12 protein-coding genes and 1 CRISPR repeat array are annotated in these 20,580 nt (G+C 44.3%); of the genes, 1 reads left to right on the top strand and 11 read right to left on the bottom strand.

Annotated elements, in window-relative coordinates:
• Nucleotides 1–125: 125 nt before the first annotated feature.
• A complete protein-coding gene (gloB, locus tag ACQY1Y_RS21150; RefSeq protein ID WP_430013519.1) occupies nt 126–899 on the top strand; it encodes a hydroxyacylglutathione hydrolase in 774 nt (257 codons plus the stop codon).
• A gap of 171 nt (nt 900–1,070) precedes the next feature.
• Here gloB and ACQY1Y_RS21145 read toward each other — a convergent pair whose 3' ends face one another.
• The 11 genes from ACQY1Y_RS21145 to ACQY1Y_RS21095 form a co-directional block, all read right to left on the bottom strand.
• Nucleotides 1,071–2,972: a DUF4914 family protein gene (locus tag ACQY1Y_RS21145; protein WP_002754908.1), complete on the bottom strand. Its 1,902-nt coding sequence runs from the start codon at nt 2,970–2,972 to the stop codon at nt 1,071–1,073.
• Between the two features lie 237 nt (nt 2,973–3,209).
• Nucleotides 3,210–5,876 carry a bifunctional acetaldehyde-CoA/alcohol dehydrogenase gene (gene adhE, locus ACQY1Y_RS21140; protein WP_002738695.1) on the bottom strand — a complete coding sequence of 889 codons (2,667 nt, stop codon included), beginning with the start codon at nt 5,874–5,876 and terminating at the stop codon, nt 3,210–3,212.
• 344 nt (nt 5,877–6,220) lie between these two features.
• Nucleotides 6,221–9,517: direct repeats of the CRISPR family, unit length 37 nt; unit sequence GTTTCAATCCCTAATAGGGTTTAAGATTAATTGGAAC.
• A 233-nt stretch (nt 9,518–9,750) separates the two neighbouring features.
• Nucleotides 9,751–10,023, bottom strand: a complete 273-nt coding sequence (cas2, locus tag ACQY1Y_RS21135; protein WP_046663050.1) for a CRISPR-associated endonuclease Cas2 — start codon at nt 10,021–10,023, stop codon at nt 9,751–9,753.
• 12 nt (nt 10,024–10,035) lie between these two features.
• Nucleotides 10,036–11,040: a type I-D CRISPR-associated endonuclease Cas1d gene (cas1d, locus tag ACQY1Y_RS21130; protein ID WP_046663051.1), complete on the bottom strand. Its 1,005-nt coding sequence runs from the start codon at nt 11,038–11,040 to the stop codon at nt 10,036–10,038.
• Nucleotides 11,041–11,045: 5 nt separating this feature from the next.
• Nucleotides 11,046–11,639 (bottom strand): CRISPR-associated protein Cas4, encoded by a 594-nt coding sequence (gene cas4, locus ACQY1Y_RS21125; RefSeq protein ID WP_430013518.1) that lies wholly within the window; start codon nt 11,637–11,639, stop codon nt 11,046–11,048.
• Nucleotides 11,640–11,641: 2 nt separating this feature from the next.
• Nucleotides 11,642–12,475, bottom strand: coding sequence for a CRISPR-associated endoribonuclease Cas6 (cas6, locus tag ACQY1Y_RS21120; RefSeq protein ID WP_430013517.1), 834 nt, complete (start codon nt 12,473–12,475; stop codon nt 11,642–11,644).
• A 138-nt stretch (nt 12,476–12,613) separates the two neighbouring features.
• On the bottom strand, nt 12,614–13,180 hold the full coding sequence (locus ACQY1Y_RS21115) for a Uma2 family endonuclease (protein ID WP_430013516.1): 567 nt from the start codon (nt 13,178–13,180) through the stop codon (nt 12,614–12,616).
• Nucleotides 13,181–13,220: 40 nt separating this feature from the next.
• Nucleotides 13,221–15,506 carry a type I-D CRISPR-associated helicase Cas3' gene (cas3, locus tag ACQY1Y_RS21110; RefSeq protein WP_430013515.1) on the bottom strand — a complete coding sequence of 762 codons (2,286 nt, stop codon included), beginning with the start codon at nt 15,504–15,506 and terminating at the stop codon, nt 13,221–13,223.
• 4 nt (nt 15,507–15,510) lie between these two features.
• On the bottom strand, nt 15,511–16,290 hold the full coding sequence (gene cas5d / locus ACQY1Y_RS21105) for a type I-D CRISPR-associated protein Cas5/Csc1 (protein ID WP_430013514.1): 780 nt from the start codon (nt 16,288–16,290) through the stop codon (nt 15,511–15,513).
• 60 nt (nt 16,291–16,350) lie between these two features.
• On the bottom strand, nt 16,351–17,379 hold the full coding sequence (cas7d, locus tag ACQY1Y_RS21100) for a type I-D CRISPR-associated protein Cas7/Csc2 (protein ID WP_430013513.1): 1,029 nt from the start codon (nt 17,377–17,379) through the stop codon (nt 16,351–16,353).
• Between the two features lie 31 nt (nt 17,380–17,410).
• Nucleotides 17,411–20,173: a hypothetical protein gene (locus ACQY1Y_RS21095; RefSeq protein ID WP_430013512.1), complete on the bottom strand. Its 2,763-nt coding sequence runs from the start codon at nt 20,171–20,173 to the stop codon at nt 17,411–17,413.
• Nucleotides 20,174–20,580 lie beyond the last annotated feature (407 nt).

Genomic DNA, 20,580 nt, shown 5'->3' with positions numbered 1-20,580 from the left:
TTATAGTTATTATTCTACATCGGCCATATTTAAGATTTTGTCCCAGTGGTTGAGGTTTCTAGCCTGATTTCTCAAAGATGCTGCTATAGGTATGATCGAGTTAAACCTTAGCCCAAAATTCTACCATGGAGATCGAACGTCTTAACGCCCTTTCCGATAATTATATTTTCCTCCTCTACGATCCGGCACAAAAAATCGCGGCCGTGGTGGATCCGGCGGAACCTGAACCGGTTTTCAGGCGATTAGAGGCTTTACAGGTGGATTTAGTCGCTATTTTCAATACTCATCACCACGGCGACCATGTGGGGGCTAATCAGGCTTTAATTAATCGTTATCCCCATCTTTGTGTTTATGGGGGAAAGGAGGATCGCGGTCGCATTCCGGGCCAGCAGCTGTTTTTAGAGGAGGGGGACCGGGTGGAATTTGCCGGTCGCCGGGCCGAGGTTTTCTTTGTCCCCGGCCACACTCGCGGCCATATTGCCTATTATTTTCCCCCGGTTAACCCCGGAGATTACGGTGAGTTATTCTGTGGTGATACCCTGTTTTCTGGGGGTTGTGGTCGTTTATTTGAGGGAACACCGGGCCAAATGGTGGCTTCTTTAACTAAATTGCGATCGCTGCCTGACCAGACCAGGGTTTGGTGCGCTCACGAATATACGTTAAATAATTTAAAGTTTGCCTTGACAGTTGACCCTAATAATGCTGCTCTGCAACAGCGTTATCGGGAAGTGGAAAAACATCGCGCTGAAGATCTTCCCACGATTCCGGCAATTTTGGGGACGGAAAAGCTGACTAATCCTTTTTTGCGCTGGGATAGTCCCGCTTTGGCCATGACCATGAATAGCAGCGAACCAGTACAAGTGTTTGCACGGCTGCGGGGGAAAAAAGATAATTTTTAGGAGTGGTTAGGGTTTGCTGAATAAGCTTGTTGGTGGGGTGTCGGGTGTGGGGTGTGGGAAAAAGTCCCTGAAATTTCCCCCCGATCACTCCCATATCTGGTACTTTTTGATTGACAAAAAGTCTAAAAGTCTTACCCAACAAGGTTTTTAGATTTATTCAGCCAGCCCTAATCAGTCTTCATCACTGATGATCGGGTAGGGAATCAGTCGTTCGTAATCTTCTAAACTGGCATCGGAGAGGCAGCAGTCAATAATTGTTTTACCCAGAGGATCGAGATCGGGTTCGAGAAATTGCCGAAGTTGGCCGGCAAAAAATTCTTTAAGAATCGTAGTCCCCCGGTCAAAGGCCTCATTTCCCACTTCTGGTTGCAGGTTGACACGGAAAAACCAGTTACCGATAGTTTGCCCCTCAACCATCATCGAGCGGAAGGTGTAACCGAGCAAGGGACAACGGGAGGGAACAACCTGTTGGCGAGAAAATTTTTCGCCACCCCGACGGGCTAGATATTCCCGTGCGATCCACTGAGGCATGAATCCCACTTCCCAAGCACCAATATACTGATTGGGACAGAGGGTGTAACGAACTTTGGGGGTGGTGAGAATTTGTTGCAAAATCAGATTAGCTTGAATCACTCGCCGTCCGGTGGCAAAGGGCCAGTAAGAGCCAACCCCTTCGGAACTCATCCCCTCCTTCTCGACGATACTGGGATTGGCATGACCGCGAGGAGCAACTAACCGCCACAACCAAGCCAAGGCGGGGGGGAGAAGATGCAGCAGCCCGATGATGCCGTAACTCGGTCTTTCCTTGGTGCAGGGAGGAGTCCGCACCCCAAAACTGCGAATATCGACGCTAACTGCCCCGTTAACTACGTTAGGGATGATATCTCTGGGAATGACCACGCGAGGATTGGGGCAGGGCTTTCCTGGCTCATCCTCGATATGTTGCCAAATCAGAGCGGTACTTTCCGGCCGTGCCTCGATATTGAGAAATAAAAGCGGATGGGGTGGATGAATGGTCAGTTCTTCTAAATAGGGATCGGTGCCGTAATGGGTGATGTGATTGAGACGCACAAACCAAGCATTTTCTGCATCCATTAAAGCCAGTTTGTCTTGATTTTTGGGCTGGCGCAGACTGGGGTGGCAGAGGGCCATATCATCGGTTACAGGACGCAAATCGCAAGCTTTGGGTAAGATTAGGTGGCGTTCATCCCCCGTGACCAGATTTTTTCCCAATAGGAGACTCCCATCGGGGCGGCGATGAGCCGGTTCTAGCATTTCACTTTTTCCCCCACCACTTGCCCCTTCGTGCATAAAGGTGACTTTGTGATCGTAGGGGGTAATCACTTGAACGGTAGAAGCATGGGCTGTCACCCAGTTTTCCTGCTCTCCCATGGCTAACAATACGCCATAGATTCCTTTTTTAGCCGAAGGACCGGGATAAAGATTGTAGCTGAATAGCTCATGCAACCCCGGACGGCGGTTATGGACAACCACTTGCTTGCCTTGAAACACCTGATGGCGAAACGGCGGCGCCACATAGAGAACCGCCCCGGGTAAAAAGTCAGAACCGATTTCACTAGGATCGTCGATGCCTTGGAGCAGAGAAAGCCCTAAAGCGAAGAAACCGGCGTTAGCGGGGGCGACAACCACAACATCGGGGCCTTTTCCCTTGACTCCAGCTACAAAGGTAAAAAGTGCTAATTCTTGAGTTTTTAACCACGCAAAGGTCTGTTGTCTTAGTTCTTCAAACTCAAAACCAAAACGAGACTTAAAAGTCGGTTTATTAGTTGGCAACTCGTCGCCAATGACCATACAATCGGGATCGCGCCGCCGCATATACGGTTCCGTATAATTAGCACTAATGCCATTGCGAACCCGACACACTAAGGCTTCTACCACTTTACCTCGGTTGGGGATGTCATAGGCAACCTCATGATAGCCGTTTTTGGCATCTTTAACGGCTAATTCAATTAGTTGTTCGACATCCGCAGCCAGGGTGAAATTCGGGCATGATTGCAGAATATCTGTTAATTCTGACGGTAACGAGAAATCGGGAAGCGGATTAACTACCATGTTCCCTCCTCAGGATGAGGCTGTAGGTATTATTACTTAATATAGCTTCTTGTCGAGCAACTTAGATTAATCGTTGATAAAAATCAATATTAGACCCGCGGCAAAAGACCTGTCATACTAAATCCGTTGAGTATAGGCTACTGATGAAGACAGGCAATAGGCAATAGGCAAGGGGTAGGGTTGATTCATGAATCAACCCTACTAGGGGGTAGGGGGGATCAAAGGCAAAATCTATCTCTACAAGCTCAAGGGTTGCGGATCTAACTTCAAATCGGCAAGACTGACCTCACCGTGACCATTTACCGCCACCTCTAGGGGCAAATTGCCGTGATAAGCTTGGATTAACAGGGTTTTTAAGTCCTCGATCAGGGGATAACGGGGATTGGCTCCGGTACACTGATCATCGAAAGCTTGTTCGGCTAAATGGTCTAATTTGGCCATAAATTCGGCTTCACTTTCGGGAATTACCTCTTTGATACTGGCCGGAATACCGATTTCCCGTTTTAAACATTCGATCGCTAATACCAATCTTTCCACACTTTCGGTCTCGCTTTCTCCCCCCAATCCCAGAGAATGAGCGATCCTGGCATAGCGCCACTTCACGTTAGGATATTTGTACTGAGAGAAGGTCGCCTGTTTAAAGGGGGCATCGGTGGCATTATAGAGGATGACGTGGGAAATCATCAAGGCATTGGCCAGACCGTGGGGAATGTGGAAAATTGCCCCCAATTGGTGAGCCATGGAGTGACAGATGCCTAAAAAGCCATTAGCGAAGGCCATTCCTGCCATTGTCGCCGCATAATGGACTTTTTCCCGCGCTTTCGGGTCTTTAGCTCCGTTATGATAGGAACTGGGCAAGTATTTAAACAGCAGTCGGATGGCATCTTGAGCAAGAGCGTTAGTATATTCTGAGGCTAAAACCGAGACGTAGGCCTCAAGAGCGTGAGTTAAAGCGTCAATTCCGCCGTAGGCTGTCAATTTTTTCGGCATATTCAGCACTAATTCCGGATCGACGATGGCCATGCTGGGAGTTAGGGCATAATCTGCCAGAGGATACTTAATATTATTACGGCGATCGGTGACGACGGCGAAGGGAGTCACTTCCGATCCTGTTCCCGAAGTGGTGGGAATACACACCATCAGAGCTTTTTCGCCTAAAGGGGGCAATTCATAGACTCGTTTGCGGATATCCATAAAACGCATGGCCAAGCTCTCGAATTCTATCTCTGGATGCTCGTAGAGTAGCCACATGATTTTAGCGGCATCCATGGGGGAACCACCACCGATAGCGATAATTACATCGGGATTGAAGGTATTAATGACATTTAAACCCCGTTCGACGGTTTCCAGGGAAGGATCGGGTTCCACATCATAAAAGATATTAACCGTGATGCCGATTTCTTCTAAAATTTCCTGTAAAGGTGCGGTAACTCCTAGGTCGAAAAGAGGTTTATCGGTGACAATAAAGGCCCGTTTTTTGCCGGCTAATTCCCGAATAGCGATCGGTAATGACCCGTATTTAAAATATACTTTTGGTGGTACTCGGAACCAAAGCATATTTTCCCGGCGCTCGGCTACGGTTTTAATATTTAATAGGTGGGTAGGTTCGACGTTTTCGCTGATGGAATTACCGCCCCAAGTGCCACAACCGAGGGTTAAACTAGGATCGAGACGGAAGTTATAGATATCACCAATCGCACCCTGGGAGGAAGGGGTATTAATTAACACCCGGGCTGTTTGTACGTTGTCTTCAAAGCGCTTAATGTGTTCCCGATTAGAGGGTGCAGTATAAAGCACGGCCGTATGACCTCGACCGGCAAATAAGACCAGTTTTTCGGCTTTTTTTACCCCATCTTCAAAGTCTTTGGCCCGGTACATGGCTAAAATTGGCGAGAGTTTTTCGTAGGAAAATGGTTCCTCTAAGCCAATATTTTCCACTTCTGCGATTATTAACCTGGTATCTTCAGGAACAGAAATTCCGGCCATGTTGGCTAATTTTTCCACCGGTTGCCCGACGATATCGGGGTTGATATGACCATCTTTTAGGAGAATCCCGACGACTTTTTCCTTTTCTGCGGGGGAAAGAAGATAGGCCCCGCGATCAATAAATTCCTGTCGAACTTCTTCATAGATGCTATCGACAACGATTACCGATTGTTCGGAGGCGCAAATCATGCCGTTATCGAAGGTTTTACTGAGAATAATCGAGGAAACAGCCATTTTTATGTGCGCGGTTTCGTCAATTAAAGCGGGGGTATTGCCGGCGCCAACTCCTAGGGAAGGTCTTCCCGAAGAATAGGCCGCTTTTACCATACCGGGACCGCCGGTGGCAAGGATTAAATTAATGCTGGGATGTTGCATTAATGCTTGGGAAAGTTCCACCGATGGCTGATCGATCCAACCAATAATACCAGCCGGTGCGCCCGCTTTCACGGCTGCTTCTAAGACTATTTTGGCCGCCGCGATCGTGCAGTCTTTGGCTCGCGGATGGGGGGAAAAAATGATGCCGTTGCGGGTTTTCAGGGCAATTAGGGCTTTAAAAATGGCTGTGGAGGTGGGATTTGTGGTGGGTACGATCCCCGCTAAAATGCCCACGGGTTCGGCGATTTTTTGCAATCCAAAGGATTTATCTTCTTCGATAATGCCGCAGGTTTTGCTGTGTTTATATTTGTTGTAGATGATTTCTGAGGCAAAATGGTTTTTAATCACTTTATCCTCTATTACTCCCATCTCTGTCTCTTGTACGGCCATTTTAGCCAAGGGAATGCGAGCGTTGTTGGCTGCTAATGCCGCTTTTTTGAAGATAAGATCTACTTGTTCTTGGCTATAGTTGGCAAATTGTTGTTGAGCTTTTTTCACCTGTTGAATCAGTTCTTCTAGCTCTTGTCTATTGGTAACTGTCATAACAATTTTGTAGATAAAATTACGGATTTTATGCTACTATAGCCTTTTTCGCCAAGGGACTCGCCTAATCTTGGGATTTTCTTTATAGTTTCCTAAGCATTGGTATTATAGAATACTAACAATGCTAGGTAATAGGTATGGGGAAGTGGGGAGAAGGAACAAGGGAGAAGGTTTTTAGCGTGCGATTGAGAGTTGCTCATACTATTAAAAACAGATTTACTATCAATACAAATTAGCTTATACTTCCTCTAATTTATAGGATATTTTGGACGCAAGCAGTTCGATAAACTCACTGACAGCAATTCTCATTTTGAAATTAATAGACTAGAAGGTTTCAAGTTCCAGTTTCAATCCCTAGTAGGGTTTAAGATTAATTGGAACATTACGCCGGAAGGTATCTCTCCAAACGTAGGTAAAATGTTTCAATCCCTAATAGGGTTTAAGATTAATTGGAACGAGTATGATTATTACTTGCTTGCAAGCTAATCGCCCGTTTCAATCCCTAATAGGGTTTAAGATTAATTGGAACGGGCTGACCGGGATCGCCTTTTGGTCCTCGAAAGTTTCAATCCCTAATAGGGTTTAAGATTAATTGGAACTTTGCCGATTCCAAATTCGAGCCGAAGGAATCATCGGTTTCAATCCCTAATAGGGTTTAAGATTAATTGGAACTTCTGGCAAGTGATTCCATAAAAGAGAATCTGGAAGTTTCAATCCCTAATAGGGTTTAAGATTAATTGGAACTTTAATTGCTTTGTGTAGTGCCTGCCATTTGAGAAGTTTCAATCCCTAATAGGGTTTAAGATTAATTGGAACGGCCACGGAGGAAGCTGTAGCCCCAAAGTCGATCGTTTCAATCCCTAATAGGGTTTAAGATTAATTGGAACTCGATTTATCTTTTATTTCCTGCCCGATATCCTTTGTTTCAATCCCTAATAGGGTTTAAGATTAATTGGAACAGTTGCCGGAGGGCGTGCGGGGGAAGGATCGGGGTTTCAATCCCTAATAGGGTTTAAGATTAATTGGAACAAGATTCTAGCGATATAAGATTTTCAATCCTTATTGTTTCAATCCCTAATAGGGTTTAAGATTAATTGGAACCAGCGATCGCTCTCACCCTGCTTACGGTTGCATGGGTGTTTCAATCCCTAATAGGGTTTAAGATTAATTGGAACCGGTACGGGAAGCATCGGATTTTAGAGGTAATGCCGTTTCAATCCCTAATAGGGTTTAAGATTAATTGGAACCTGCCAAGTAATATCCAGTAGGGAGTTTGCCTACCGTTTCAATCCCTAATAGGGTTTAAGATTAATTGGAACGAAGAAATTCCGCTTCCACTCGCCGTCCTAGCTCCGTAGTTTCAATCCCTAATAGGGTTTAAGATTAATTGGAACCTTAAATGAAATTTTAAGGCTCGATTTTGATTGCGTTTCAATCCCTAATAGGGTTTAAGATTAATTGGAACCGGCATACCAATTATCTAAGCTTTGAGCAACGTTTCAATCCCTAATAGGGTTTAAGATTAATTGGAACCCTTTCATGATGAAAAAGAGGGCGGAAATCCGCCCGTTTCAATCCCTAATAGGGTTTAAGATTAATTGGAACAATAATGTAATTTTATCAATTACCCGCGATGAATGCCCCGTTTCAATCCCTAATAGGGTTTAAGATTAATTGGAACGCGAGGAGCCTTAGTTCTGGTGAGGCCTTGTGCAATGTTTCAATCCCTAATAGGGTTTAAGATTAATTGGAACTGTGGCAAAAGATCGATTACTACTTTAAGCTGATCTTTCGTTTCAATCCCTAATAGGGTTTAAGATTAATTGGAACCGAAACTTTTTTGGTCCATAGGGCTGAAAACAACAAGTTTCAATCCCTAATAGGGTTTAAGATTAATTGGAACTTCATCCGTCTTTCATTCACCTCTTTATAATACCATGTTTCAATCCCTAATAGGGTTTAAGATTAATTGGAACAATAAAATTTTGCTTGATTAGTTCCAGTACCCTCGCGGTTTCAATCCCTAATAGGGTTTAAGATTAATTGGAACTTTAATTGGGAAGGATTGACTTTAACCGAGATCAGTTTCAATCCCTAATAGGGTTTAAGATTAATTGGAACAAAAATTCTTGGAAGGGGGGTTCCAAGAAAGCGAAGTTTCAATCCCTAATAGGGTTTAAGATTAATTGGAACAAATCGCTTCGATGATTGGGCATTAGCCACAAGCAGCGTTTCAATCCCTAATAGGGTTTAAGATTAATTGGAACAAGGGACAGCAGTACACCTATTCTCAACTACTCAGGTTTCAATCCCTAATAGGGTTTAAGATTAATTGGAACTAAATTTTGGCCGAAGCGATGAGATGCGAATGGGTGGTTTCAATCCCTAATAGGGTTTAAGATTAATTGGAACACCTTTTCCCGGGCCGGGCGGGCGACAAACCTCTGTTTCAATCCCTAATAGGGTTTAAGATTAATTGGAACTTCCGATGAAATGCGATCGAAACGGCCAAGCCAAAATTCGTTTCAATCCCTAATAGGGTTTAAGATTAATTGGAACATGGTATTATAAAGAGGTGAATGTCAATGAAAGTTTCAATCCCTAATAGGGTTTAAGATTAATTGGAACAGTAAATCGTCGCGCCGTAGGAATTCTCTGGGGAACGTTTCAATCCCTAATAGGGTTTAAGATTAATTGGAACATTGTCCGATCGCTCTCAGAAATCCGAGAAACCGTTTCAATCCCTAATAGGGTTTAAGATTAATTGGAACTAGAATCTTTTCACCTCCCCAGTGACTAAATCTTGTTTCAATCCCTAATAGGGTTTAAGATTAATTGGAACTATAGAGAACAGTGGGTTATGTATGCCCAAAACGTTTCAATCCCTAATAGGGTTTAAGATTAATTGGAACAAGCTGAGTTTTATTGGTGTGAGTGTGGCTATTGGTTTCAATCCCTAATAGGGTTTAAGATTAATTGGAACGGTAAAGGTGTGTGAGAAGTCGCGGCGGGTGGGTCTGTTTCAATCCCTAATAGGGTTTAAGATTAATTGGAACGGGACTAATCTTGAGTTTATTTTCCCTGGCAAAATGTTTCAATCCCTAATAGGGTTTAAGATTAATTGGAACTAGGAGGCTTTCCTATAGGTTTATCCTGTTTAGGTTGATGTTTCAATCCCTAATAGGGTTTAAGATTAATTGGAACTTTACACCCTTTGAGAACGCTTAACGAGCAGGCAGCTTATTTCGTTTCAATCCCTAATAGGGTTTAAGATTAATTGGAACAGATAGAATCGAAGCGATCGAGCGAGCAATCGCTGGTTTCAATCCCTAATAGGGTTTAAGATTAATTGGAACTCTACTGTTCAAGAAATTGTCGTTGAGGCCGTAAGTTTCAATCCCTAATAGGGTTTAAGATTAATTGGAACCAAACTATTTGGGTTCACGAAACTAACTTGATTAGTTTCAATCCCTAATAGGGTTTAAGATTAATTGGAACTAGGAGGTAAAGGTCGATCTCCTCTACTCAAGATTAGTTTCAATCCCTAATAGGGTTTAAGATTAATTGGAACGCGATCGCTTTTTGGTTTCTTTTGCTGTAGAGAGTTTCAATCCCTAATAGGGTTTAAGATTAATTGGAACCGCCCAGTGGTAAAAGCTATACGCTATGGGGTTTTCAAGGTTCGTATGCGCCGCACCCGCAATAAATCTATTGTACAGCAAGTGACCCAGTTCTTCAAGACCCCGCAAAACCTTACGGGATAAGGTGCGCCCCGCGTTGGAAAGGAAAATCATCTCGAATCTATATTGCATAAGCTTTTCAGCCACCAGATAATAGTTAAGGATTTTTACAGCTACCCCGAAGCGCAACCGAGCTAAACAAAAAAAATTGTATTATCCCGGGGCAACTCACCACCGATACGTTCCACTTTACCCCGACAACAGGCGCAGAGAAAATAAAAGCGGATGCTATCGGTATCGGGTTTGATCAACTTACTCAAGCGCCCGCGCAGCTTAGCGTACTGGGTATCGGTTAGATCGCACTCAAAAACACTATACTGCACCCGTTGGCCGTAGGACTTTAACGTATTGTGAATTTTGGTTCGTCGCTTATCATCGGAAATGTCGTAACTGATAACAAAATACATGACCGCCTCTACCTACTTTAAAATCAAAGGTGGATACTTATCCGTCTCGTCCATCAGATATTTCGCCATTAGTCGGGCCTGAATCTCGAAAGCTTCTTGATAAGTACACTGTTTACTCATTACCGGATGCTTAAACTTGGATTGTTTCTTCTGTTCGTACAAGCGCAGGAAAATCTGTAATCCCTCTCTCGTCAAGGAAACCGCACCGCTTAAGGGTTCGGTGGTGAAATGTTCGGGGGTAAGATAAGGATGATTGACCCCATTGAGAACCACGGCATCAACGACGATCGCTCTAAATTCCTCCATCAGATCTAGTGCCAGCGAGGGGCGACCATAGCGTTGATAGTGAAGATAACCGAGATAGGGGTCAAAACCGACCAAATTGATCGCACTCTGCACGTCATGGCGCAATAACGCATAACCCAGACTCAAAAGAGAATTGACCGGATCTCGCGGGGGGCGACGGTTACGCGAGGCAAAGGTAAAAGTATCGCCGAGAATTAAGGAATCAAAACAACTGAAATAGGCTGCGCTTCCCGCTCCCTCTAACCCCCGGAGAGAATCGATCGCCGAGGTTGTTTCGATCGAGCCGATCGCTGCTTCCAGACAAGCGATCGCCGTTTGTAAATCCAACTCTTTTCGATCGCGTTGACGACGGAGTAGAATGTTGCGGTAATTCTTCAGCTTGCCGCGGACGAATCCCCGCACTAAATGAATGGCTTTCGGGGAATCGCCGGCGGCCTGCCATTGCGCTCGACGAACGAAAATATTTTTGGTCATCTCCGGTTCCAATCTACCGAGATAGCGTCCGGTGGATGTGACGAAACTGAGCGGAATATGACGTTCCAACAATTCGATCACCAAAGCTGGGGATAGCGAACCGCGACCAAATAAAACCACCCCATCAACATTTAATAAAGGAACATCGAGGATCGTTTCTTTGGATGCTTTGACCGTTAAACGCTCGTCATTTTTGCCGAGAAATGCGTCTTCTCTCGTCACATATACCGTTCCCATATTTTTTAGTCTTCCTCTTGATATCGTTGGACTTTTTCAGTTAATCGAGGCAAGCAGCGATCAAACAAACTGCATCCCTTGCAGCGGGGCGAATAGACCGCCGGTGGCATTTTTCCCGTCTGGATCAGGGTTTCAACTGCTCGGATCGTAGCGATCGCCCGTTGCCGTAGAGCAAGATCGATCGCCACCGGTTGACGCTGGTGAGAACTGGCATAGTAGATATAGCCAGTATCTAGCCTTTTTGCCGTCATTTCTTCCAAACAGATGGCTTGAGCGCACACCTGCAACTCGTCGTTATCCCATTCGCCCTTACTGCCCCGTTTGTATTCCACGGGGATAAATTCGCCGTCGTGGGACTCGATCAGATCGGCTTTACCGATGAGACGGTAATTATCTGATTTAAGCCAGATCGCCCGAATTTGCCATATTTCCTCGCGGTTTGCCGCCCCGACGGTGTGAACTCGCTCGTGTAAATTTGTTCCCTCGATCGTATAGCTATTATCGAGAAATTCCCCGGCGACGAACATCCTCCAACAACGGTGGGGACAGTAGGCGTAATGGTTGAGAGCGGCGATCGGTATGTAATCAGATTCATCCATAACTATCTTTTCTCCTTAGCAATTCTGCGAGTCATCCCCATTCCCATGGTGGTTTTCCGTCCCACTCCCGCGTAGAGGGCAAAATCCGCCAGTGCATTAATCGCTTTAATCTTTGCGGGTTCCACCTCTCCCAAAAGACGATAGTGAATCTCGCCTACACAACCGAACGACTGGTTTTTATAGGCTTCGTCGGCTAATTTCGTTTGAATATCGAAGAAACTGGGGAAAATCGACTCTAGGACGATGGAATCGAAGGGGATAGCGCTATAGCGATTCCAACGATTGAGAAGGCTATTAAACACCAGTTCCCGCGTCGGTAAGGCACTATCGAATTTTCCCTGCCGGAAGGTGACGGGGGTAGCAAAAAGGAAATCAAATTCCCGATTCGTTTCCGAGGCGTTTTCATACAGGTATTGATAAGTACAAGAGTTCGCCCAGGGTTGAACCGATTGTGGGGTGGCGAGGACGCTGGTGATAACCAGATCGGCGGAACCGAGATGCCAGGGGTGTTTTGGATTGAGATTCAACCAGAGCGAGGTTAATTTACCGAATAATCGGTCATCGAGCAGAGAAATCCGCCACCAGCAGGGAGTTTCTGGGGCGATTGGCCGTTCGTGTCGCCACTGCGGGCAATTTATCGTTTTTCCCCCGGATTGCATCTGTAGTGGCGATAAGGTAAAGGCTTTATCTGCCTCGGCTGTGTGTAGAATGTTCCCTAATTCCTGATCGACACTACTGACAAGGGTAAGGAATAGCGCGTGAAGGTGTCGTCCGGTGAGAAAATTCGGATAGATCGGCGATCGAGGGGTGAGATTGAGAACGAGACTGTAGGGCATTAAGTAGCTGGTTATAATTAAATTAAAAATGGATTTTAGGTTCGATCCCCCCTGCCCCCCTTGATAAGGGGGGTGCCGATAGGCGGGGGGATCCCCCTTAATAAGGGGGGCATCTGATGATTTTTAACGCCTGCCTACTTAACTTAATCGGGCCTTGGCAAAAATTTGTCCGGGGGTTAGGGTTAAATCGGGGAGGAGAATATCGCTAATTTCGTCATCGCCTTTTTTAATCGCTGGGGGTGCGTCGGGATAGAAAATCGTGATCTGCTTGGCCCGGGGATCGACGATCCAGACGCGACTGACTCCCGCTTTTAGGTAGTCCACGGCTTTTTCGCTCAGGCTGCTGAAGGATTGTTCAGGAGAAATAATTTCGATGACTAATTCCGGGGGAACGGGACAAGCTTCATCGGTGAGGGGAATATCTCCTAACCTTTCCAGGGAAATGTAGAGAAGATCGGGAACCGGACACCAATCTCGATCGTTTTTGCTTAGAATAATTGCCCATTCGATTCCCACTTCTCCCCGTCCTTGATTCCAGCGATCGAGTACGAGAAATAAAGCACCAGTTAAACGAGAATGAAAGAATTTCGGTGACATTTTTGCGATCGCTTCTCCATCGACTAATTCATAGGTAATATCGCCATCGGGAGCGGTTAGTGAGAAAAATTCCCGTAAAGTGAGGGATTTAGATGTAACGCTAGTCATAACAAATATTCTCCAGCCTGCTGTAAGTTTTACGCTATTTTTAAGCTATGTAAAAGTCCTCGCCATCTGGTAGTTTTAATCTTCTTCCACTGGAAGCGATCGCTAATATACCAGATAAACTCGGAAAAAAAGTAAACTCCTTCGGTCTAGGTTGTTCAGCAAAATGAACGTACATCGGAAATATTGTTAGCCCTTGTTTTCTAAGCTGAATAATTGTACCCTGATTTTCTTGCGTAGATACAATTACTCCCGATACGAATTGTTGCCTTAGTTGTTGTAATGAGGGAGTTGGAATTTTTGCGCCTCTTAGCCATCTTTCAAGGTTACAGTCCTCAAAAGCCATTAATCGATTCAGCTTATTTTGTTTAAATTTCTCCAATGAATCTTGATTATATAGAATAAATTTAAGCTCATAAGGTTTATCTACTCGTCTCTTAAGTTCAATTTTCTCTCCATCGGTAGCGAAATCATAATACCTAAGTAAATGAATAGGATCGATAATAGTTTCTTCGGATTCATCGAGCAAAAGATTAAAGCGATCAACAACCTTAATGTTGTCAAAAATACTATCTCGGAATTGAAATATAGGCTGATAGGTGGCATACCACATCCTAGCGAAACCCTTCAAACTCTCGAAATTTTCTGGGTATTTTTTAAACATATCTTCATAATGTTTAATTTTATTCTGATCGGCTTCTATTTCTTTCAAATATTCAGGATAATAACATTTAAAGAAAGTTTTAATCAGCGCTTGACCTCCCTTGGTAAATTTCCAATCACTTTTTAGTTTTTTAATAGAAATATCTTTAATCTTTTCTGCACCAGTAAAAACACGCATTCGAGACCGATAGTAACTCCAGTCTTTTGTGCCTCCTAATATAGACTGCATGGTTTGATATAACTCTTCAATAACGCTAATTTGGGGTAAATCTGTTAAAAGGTCTTCTAACTCGGATAAAGGACGAGCGATTTCTAAAGAAGCTTCGGAACGCCAGTAAATACTTAAAAAAGGACGATCTAAGCAAGGTAAACTTTCTAGCATCTTTTTCAAAGACTCTCGACCACCTGATCGATCAAGTTCGAGAATTCCCTCTTCCCAGGCTTTCGGATCTATATAGATGATCGCTTCCGACGGGATATCTGTAATTTTGCGCCCTAATACTCTGCCAACTCTTCCTAATCTTTGCCAGAAAGAATGACGATCCTTCGCAGAAAAAATTAACCAATCTAAAGTTTGTCGGGTTGGGACTGGATTTTTCTCGAAATTAAAACCGACATCCACGGTGCTAGTTGCGAGAATAATCGGTTTTTGAACTGCTAAAAGTCTATCCTTTTGAGGTGTCGATCCGTGTATTCTTCCGTAACCCTCTTTTAATCCTCGTTCCGTCAGCAAATCGGCCAACCGATTAATGTGATCTTTAGAGTCGAGAATAACTGCACCATTGTCATTGGGATTCGCTAGATATTTTTCCTTGACTTCATCCGCGATTTGTAATAGATATTCGTCTCGTTCAATTTTCGGACGAATTTCTAGAGCCACTTTAGTCTGCGAAGGAACTTGATTACTATGGTTACTCTCCCCGTCAATTCGCGCAATTCTGATTCCCGCTCTTTCTAAAGTGTTAAAAGCTTCATCGCAGGCTTTCTCTGGAGTCGCAGTTAGGATAACGATTTTCCGATTGTTCTGAAAATAGTCTAAAACCTTAGAATAAGCGATAAAAAATAGCAAGCCAACTAGCTGTTTAGCACTATACAGATGAAATTCATCAAATATAATTGTAGAAAATCTGCTATAAAACTCACTAGCTATGTTAGATTTATCTAAGCTATTATAAGCCCAAAACGTAGCATAATAAAAAATATCAGGGTTTGTAACTAAGAAAAGTGGTCTATTTGCTCCTACTTCGGGAAAAATCGTAGCGGGATTCTGAAGAAGATTATAGAGCTTTTCTCCCGATCGTTTGCCTACCCGATCATCTGACCATCCCTGAATTTCCTTGGCCGATGCGGCCTTGACAACGTGCGTTAATTTAGCATCCCTCACAAAAGCCTCGGCCGCTTCCGCTTGTTGGGTGACAAGCGCGTTAGTCGGAGCGATATAAATCGCAGTTTGATTGGGATTATGTAAAAGAACCGTAAAACCCGCTTTTGTTTTTCCAGTTCCAGTTGGTGCTAGATCGAGAATTAAATCGTGATTGCGGGATTTTTCATACACTTCTACCTGATGTTGTAGGGCTGGTTTCATAAAATGGAGTTTATCAGGAAGAGAATCACAAACCGCAATACTTTTTGGCTCTAGCCATATATTTAAAAATTGATTATCCATAATTTCACCCTCCGCAGAATTTTAAATAGGCGGGAACAATCGATTCACCTATCTGCCAAGCTTCTCCTTGAAAGTGAAGATTTTTGAAAAGGGAGACTGGCGGAATTGCAATTAGATCGAACGATAAAAAATTTACACTAGCGGGTATATCAGCAGTATTGAGGTAGATATGACTACGATATTCCCCGTTGGGTAATAGAATAACTCTATTTTCGGAAAGGATGGTTACTTTCACTTTACTGGTGAATTTGCCTAAGCGAATATATTCGGGCAATTCTCTATTTCCGAACACTAAAGTTTGAAAACGACTTCCTCGTTCTATTATCCGTAGTCGTCCCGTTTGAGGAAAATTGCTCGGTCGAAAGGTATTCGGCTTTTTCCCGGAGCGTTTGATCGGTAAGTCTTCACGGGCGATCGCCACACGATTATTCGTCATCGCATACCAGTAACTATCGGACAGTGCGTTAAAACGTTCAAATCGAAAAGATGCTTGATCGTTTTTCGGCCACGCGGGCAAAATGTAACTATCTAAAGGCGATAGGTCTTCCCGGTATCTCGGTCTACAGGTTACGGTTCCCGTCAGACGGTAGGGAGAACGCGCCCAACCAAACGCATAAGCGAGTGCGTAGTTACCGATCGCTCCCTCGGTATAGTAGGTGTCGGATAACTCTCTAGAGGCGAAAAAAACGGGTTCGGCACACCAAAGCTCGATCAGCCTCGCACTTTCGTAAATTGTCTTTTTCGGTTCCGCTAGGGACGGGAGAGGTAATTGAAGTTGTTGCATAAAATTCGATTTTGAGATGAAGGGTTAGAAAAATTTTCGATCCTCTAACCCGTAAACGATTTACAGCGAAACGGACGAAGCATCCTTTTTGCCTTTTCCTTTTTTGCCAACGTCTTCAGAACGAGGTTTACGGAAAGAAGCATAGGATTCATCGAGACGTTTTAAAAAGGTTTCCTGATCGTCCAAAGACCAATGGCGATCAACATCCAAGATCAACTCAGCTAACTCTTCCTCTGATAACCGCATAGAAATACCTCGCTTATTTGTCCACGGAGCGATCGCGGATTTGACGGCGGTAGTTAGCTCCTCGGTGTTAAAAGGATGTTCCAATAGCTTTTCAGGCGCTCCCAGCAAGTCGTAAACAGACTGCACCAATTCTAGAGAACTGGGTAATTCCGCCATTCCGCCGAAAACCCCGATAATTTCATTATCCATCCGTCCTAATCGACTTGAAACCGCGCCGTAACGGGTCGTCATAAGAATATTTCCGACCGTGTAGCGTAACTCGTCGGCCGTAACATCTTTTAGAGTGACGATATCGAGGAAATGAACCCCCGGTTTAATGTACTCGCTCGTGTTCAAAGCGGTAGAAGCGGTTCCTTTTTCATCACGCATCGTGCCATTCTCGAAAATAGCGTTGATCGTCCGCTCCCCGATTAATTCGGTACTCGATAAAACACTAAACGCGTCTTCTGTCCAAACCCGACTTTTCTGAGCGCCTTCACCCCCCGCAGCGAAACCGTACAGGAAACAATCGATACAGCATTCACAGGGCGCGTTCGTGTTTAAAGAACAAACTGTGCCGTTCTTGGGCGCGTTATACAGTAGGTTATTTGCTCTTAAAAATTCCCGTCCCCGTCGTCTTTCCGGGGCGATCTGTTTACGTTTTGTCATAACCAAACGGGGGATAATTGTCGGATCGTTGATTCCCGCTTGTACGAATTCACCACACATCGGCTCTCCAGACCCTTCGGTGCGGAAGATCGTTTCGGAGCGAGTAGTTCTTAAAACAACTAGCCCGATCGTTCTGCCTTTGGGGAAGTTCTCGTAAGCGGGCGCAAGAAAGGGGGTTAATTTTTCGATAGTCATAGAATCGTTTTCCTGAATATTCGTGGATTATTTATTGCTCGTTAGTTTCTGCGGCAGTTGGGGGTTGATTTTTCGATTCTTCTTTGATCCGTTGCCTGGCTTCCTGTAGGAAGAAAAGATATGCGGCTTCTAGTGTTTTTTTATCGGCTAGAAGTTTTTCGGGGCGAGATTGATAAACTTCCTCGAAAAGTTGTCTCAATACCTCGTAATACCGCTTGATCTGTTCGTATTTAGTTGCACCGACACCGTGTTCGCGTATGCGATCAAGTCGGTTGTGATAATTCTGCACTAACGCACCGAAAACCACATCCCAAGACAGATGGGCTTTGCGAGAACGAATCGCAGTAATAAATTCGGTAAACGGTTCCGCTTGCGAGGTTCGACGGAAAGAACTCCCCCGTAAGACCGCTTCTTCGGCAATACGAGCCGCTTCTTTAAGATAGCGACTTAATAGATCATGTTCATCCTTCATGCAACTTTCCAGTAAAATATTCAAGGGTTGAGAAATCTGGTGCCAAAAATACTCTAAATTCGGATCATCATGTTCTCGTAATAACCAACGAAGAATAACATAGTAAAGTTCGATCGGTCTTCTTAGCGATCGGGCGAGGTCGTAAAGACAATCATCTTTCTTTTGAAGACTAGCAATTGTTATCGCTAATTTACCCAAACATCTTAATCGAGTTAAAATTTCCTCAGCGATTTCTTCGGGTCTTAAAGTTTTTGGCTTACTCTGACCGCTCCGCCGATATTGACCGTTTCCTAGTAACGGTTGCAAAGTAGAGGGAATCCCCTCAACTCTTCCATAAAAATTATTCCATGATTCCACCTCCAAATTACTACTGACTACAAAAGGAAACCCGAAATCCGTCGCAAGAGACAAATCTAAGACCAAGTGAATTGTTTTCAATAAGGCTATTGAATTATTCACATCACCCCATAAAATTGGGATAATTACGGTCGATTGGATAAACTCAGGACGTTTAGGAAAAGCCAAACCGACTACTTTGTTCAATTTGAACTCGATACCCAATTCATCGATCGATCGAGGTTTGTAAATTAACTGTTCGTTATCGACTTTATAGAACTTGAGTTCATCGATTGTGACCGTTCCTCCCTCGCCTATCGCCGCTTTCTCCTCTAAAAATCGTCTCCAAAAGCTCAATAGATCGCGACTAGACCCTTTCGGTAAAGCAAAATGAAGATAAAGCGGTTCTTGCTTACTAGCGGCGGGAAAAGATGCGCCGACAGCCATTAATTTATAGGCGAGAGAAGCCATTGTATCTGCTTGTCTTTTCGGTTCCGCACTCATTCCCCCAGGGAGACGATTGGAAAAAGATTGAACTTTTGTCTCTGGGGGCATATTATTCGACATGAGTTCTTCAATCTGTTTCGATGTGCTACCGAGGGAGGAACGTTGTCGGGGATTTGCTTCGATATAAGCGTCAAGCTCGTCTTTTGCCCGCCAAGTTCTCGCATTAGGGAAATTCAGCCATTGAGAAACTACCGCTATCATTTCTTCGGATACTTCCAAATCCGAGTCCTGGAGGTTTGTTGCCAAACGTAGTTGAAAAGATTCCCTTAAAGCCTCTTGAATCCCTTCCATTCCCCTCTCTGCGGATTTAGCTGCGAACAGACAACGGCCGTATTGAGAATTAAAAGGTTCGAGTGCGATCCTTTGTTCTTTCGATAGTCCGGTGCGCTCGCCAATCCGATCCCAAGCTTCCTGCGGATTTATACCAGCCCCTCGATAACTCAGGTAAGCGGCCTTCAGACCTTCAGAAATGGCGAAATCGTCGGCAGTGGCAATCGGTAATAATCCAACCGCTTCGGCTTCTCGAACCGCTTTCTCTCCCGCCATTCCCGCGTATTTGCTAACATCTTGTTGAATTTTATCGGACTTGATGCCCGCTTTCTTTTTTTCTAACAATGCAATAACACAACCGAGGGTTTCCTCTGGATTTTGTTGGATCGCTTGAAGCTCGATTTTAATCCCGTCTTTTGTCGGATGGACAAGCTGTTCGATATTGTTACCGAACACCCGATCGATTCTATTTTGCCAAGCGATCGCTATCTCTTTCGTCAGATCTCGATCAGGGAATTTCTCACCTAAAAATAGTTGTCCGTCGGGATAGATCGCTAAAGACTGTAGGCTGTATTTCATCAACACTTCTTCGCAGGCTCCCAACAAAAGCGAGGTTAAATACCCTTTATCCTCCGATAAGCAAACACGAAATAATTGACAGGGACGGCCGAGAGCGATCGTTAATTCGTTCTCGACCTTACGAAGACGTTTTTCTTCCCCTATCCCCAAGTCGAATAGATCAGCCCCGATCAACATGGCCGCCCATTTTTTAATATTTCCATCTTCTGGAAAAAATCTCATTCCATCGCTGGCACTATGACCAGAATGACGCTCGATTAATCTTCTGACTAGCTCGTAATCCTCTTCGGTTTTCACCAGAGTCGATACACCGGCTAACTCCAACTGTTCCTGTAAAAAAGCCCGATCTCTCGCCAGTTTCTTAACACTACGTCCTGATTCATCTAATTTATTTAAATCATGGGTCACTCCGACGGCTAAAATTATCCCTCGTTTTTCTTCTGGCACTCCCGCGATACGGGTGATGGTTAAAAGAAATTGACAGACAGAATCTAAATGCTCGGCTAGGCTTGTTCCCTTTCTAACCCCATATTGGTAATGGGACGCGTGTAGCTTGTAAAGCTGGGGACGGATTTTTAGAAAATACCTTTCTTCTAAGGTTGGTTGGCACTCGTCTGTTATGAACATCATATTGTTCGCTCATCTCGCGATCGAATACAACAGGTGATCAGTATAGGGGGAGAAAATCCCCCATACCGGCATAGATTCACGGAGCGGTCGCTTTAATAGGTTTTTAGTCGCCACTCGTAGCGCTTTCTTTCGATATGACGTTGCTCGAAAGGAATTCCCTAATAGGGATAGCTTGATAATCGCACTTTGCTCCTTTAATCAGCTTTAGGCTTGATTAAATTTTGTTTACTTTGACCGACCCATCGCAAAACATAACGGTCAACTCATCCCCGATTCGAGATTTCCTAAAACGAATAGCGGAATCGGCAATAACCCCGATCACTTCCTTATCCTTCTCAACTATCCTTTGCTCATAGTCCTTTGTCCTCATTTATCATTACAATATAGGCATCGTAGCACAAATATTC

Source organism: Microcystis ichthyoblabe FBCC-A1114, assembly GCF_050500245.1.
Lineage (GTDB): Bacteria > Cyanobacteriota > Cyanobacteriia > Cyanobacteriales > Microcystaceae > Microcystis > Microcystis ichthyoblabe_A.
This window is presented reverse-complemented; position numbering and strand designations above follow the sequence as displayed.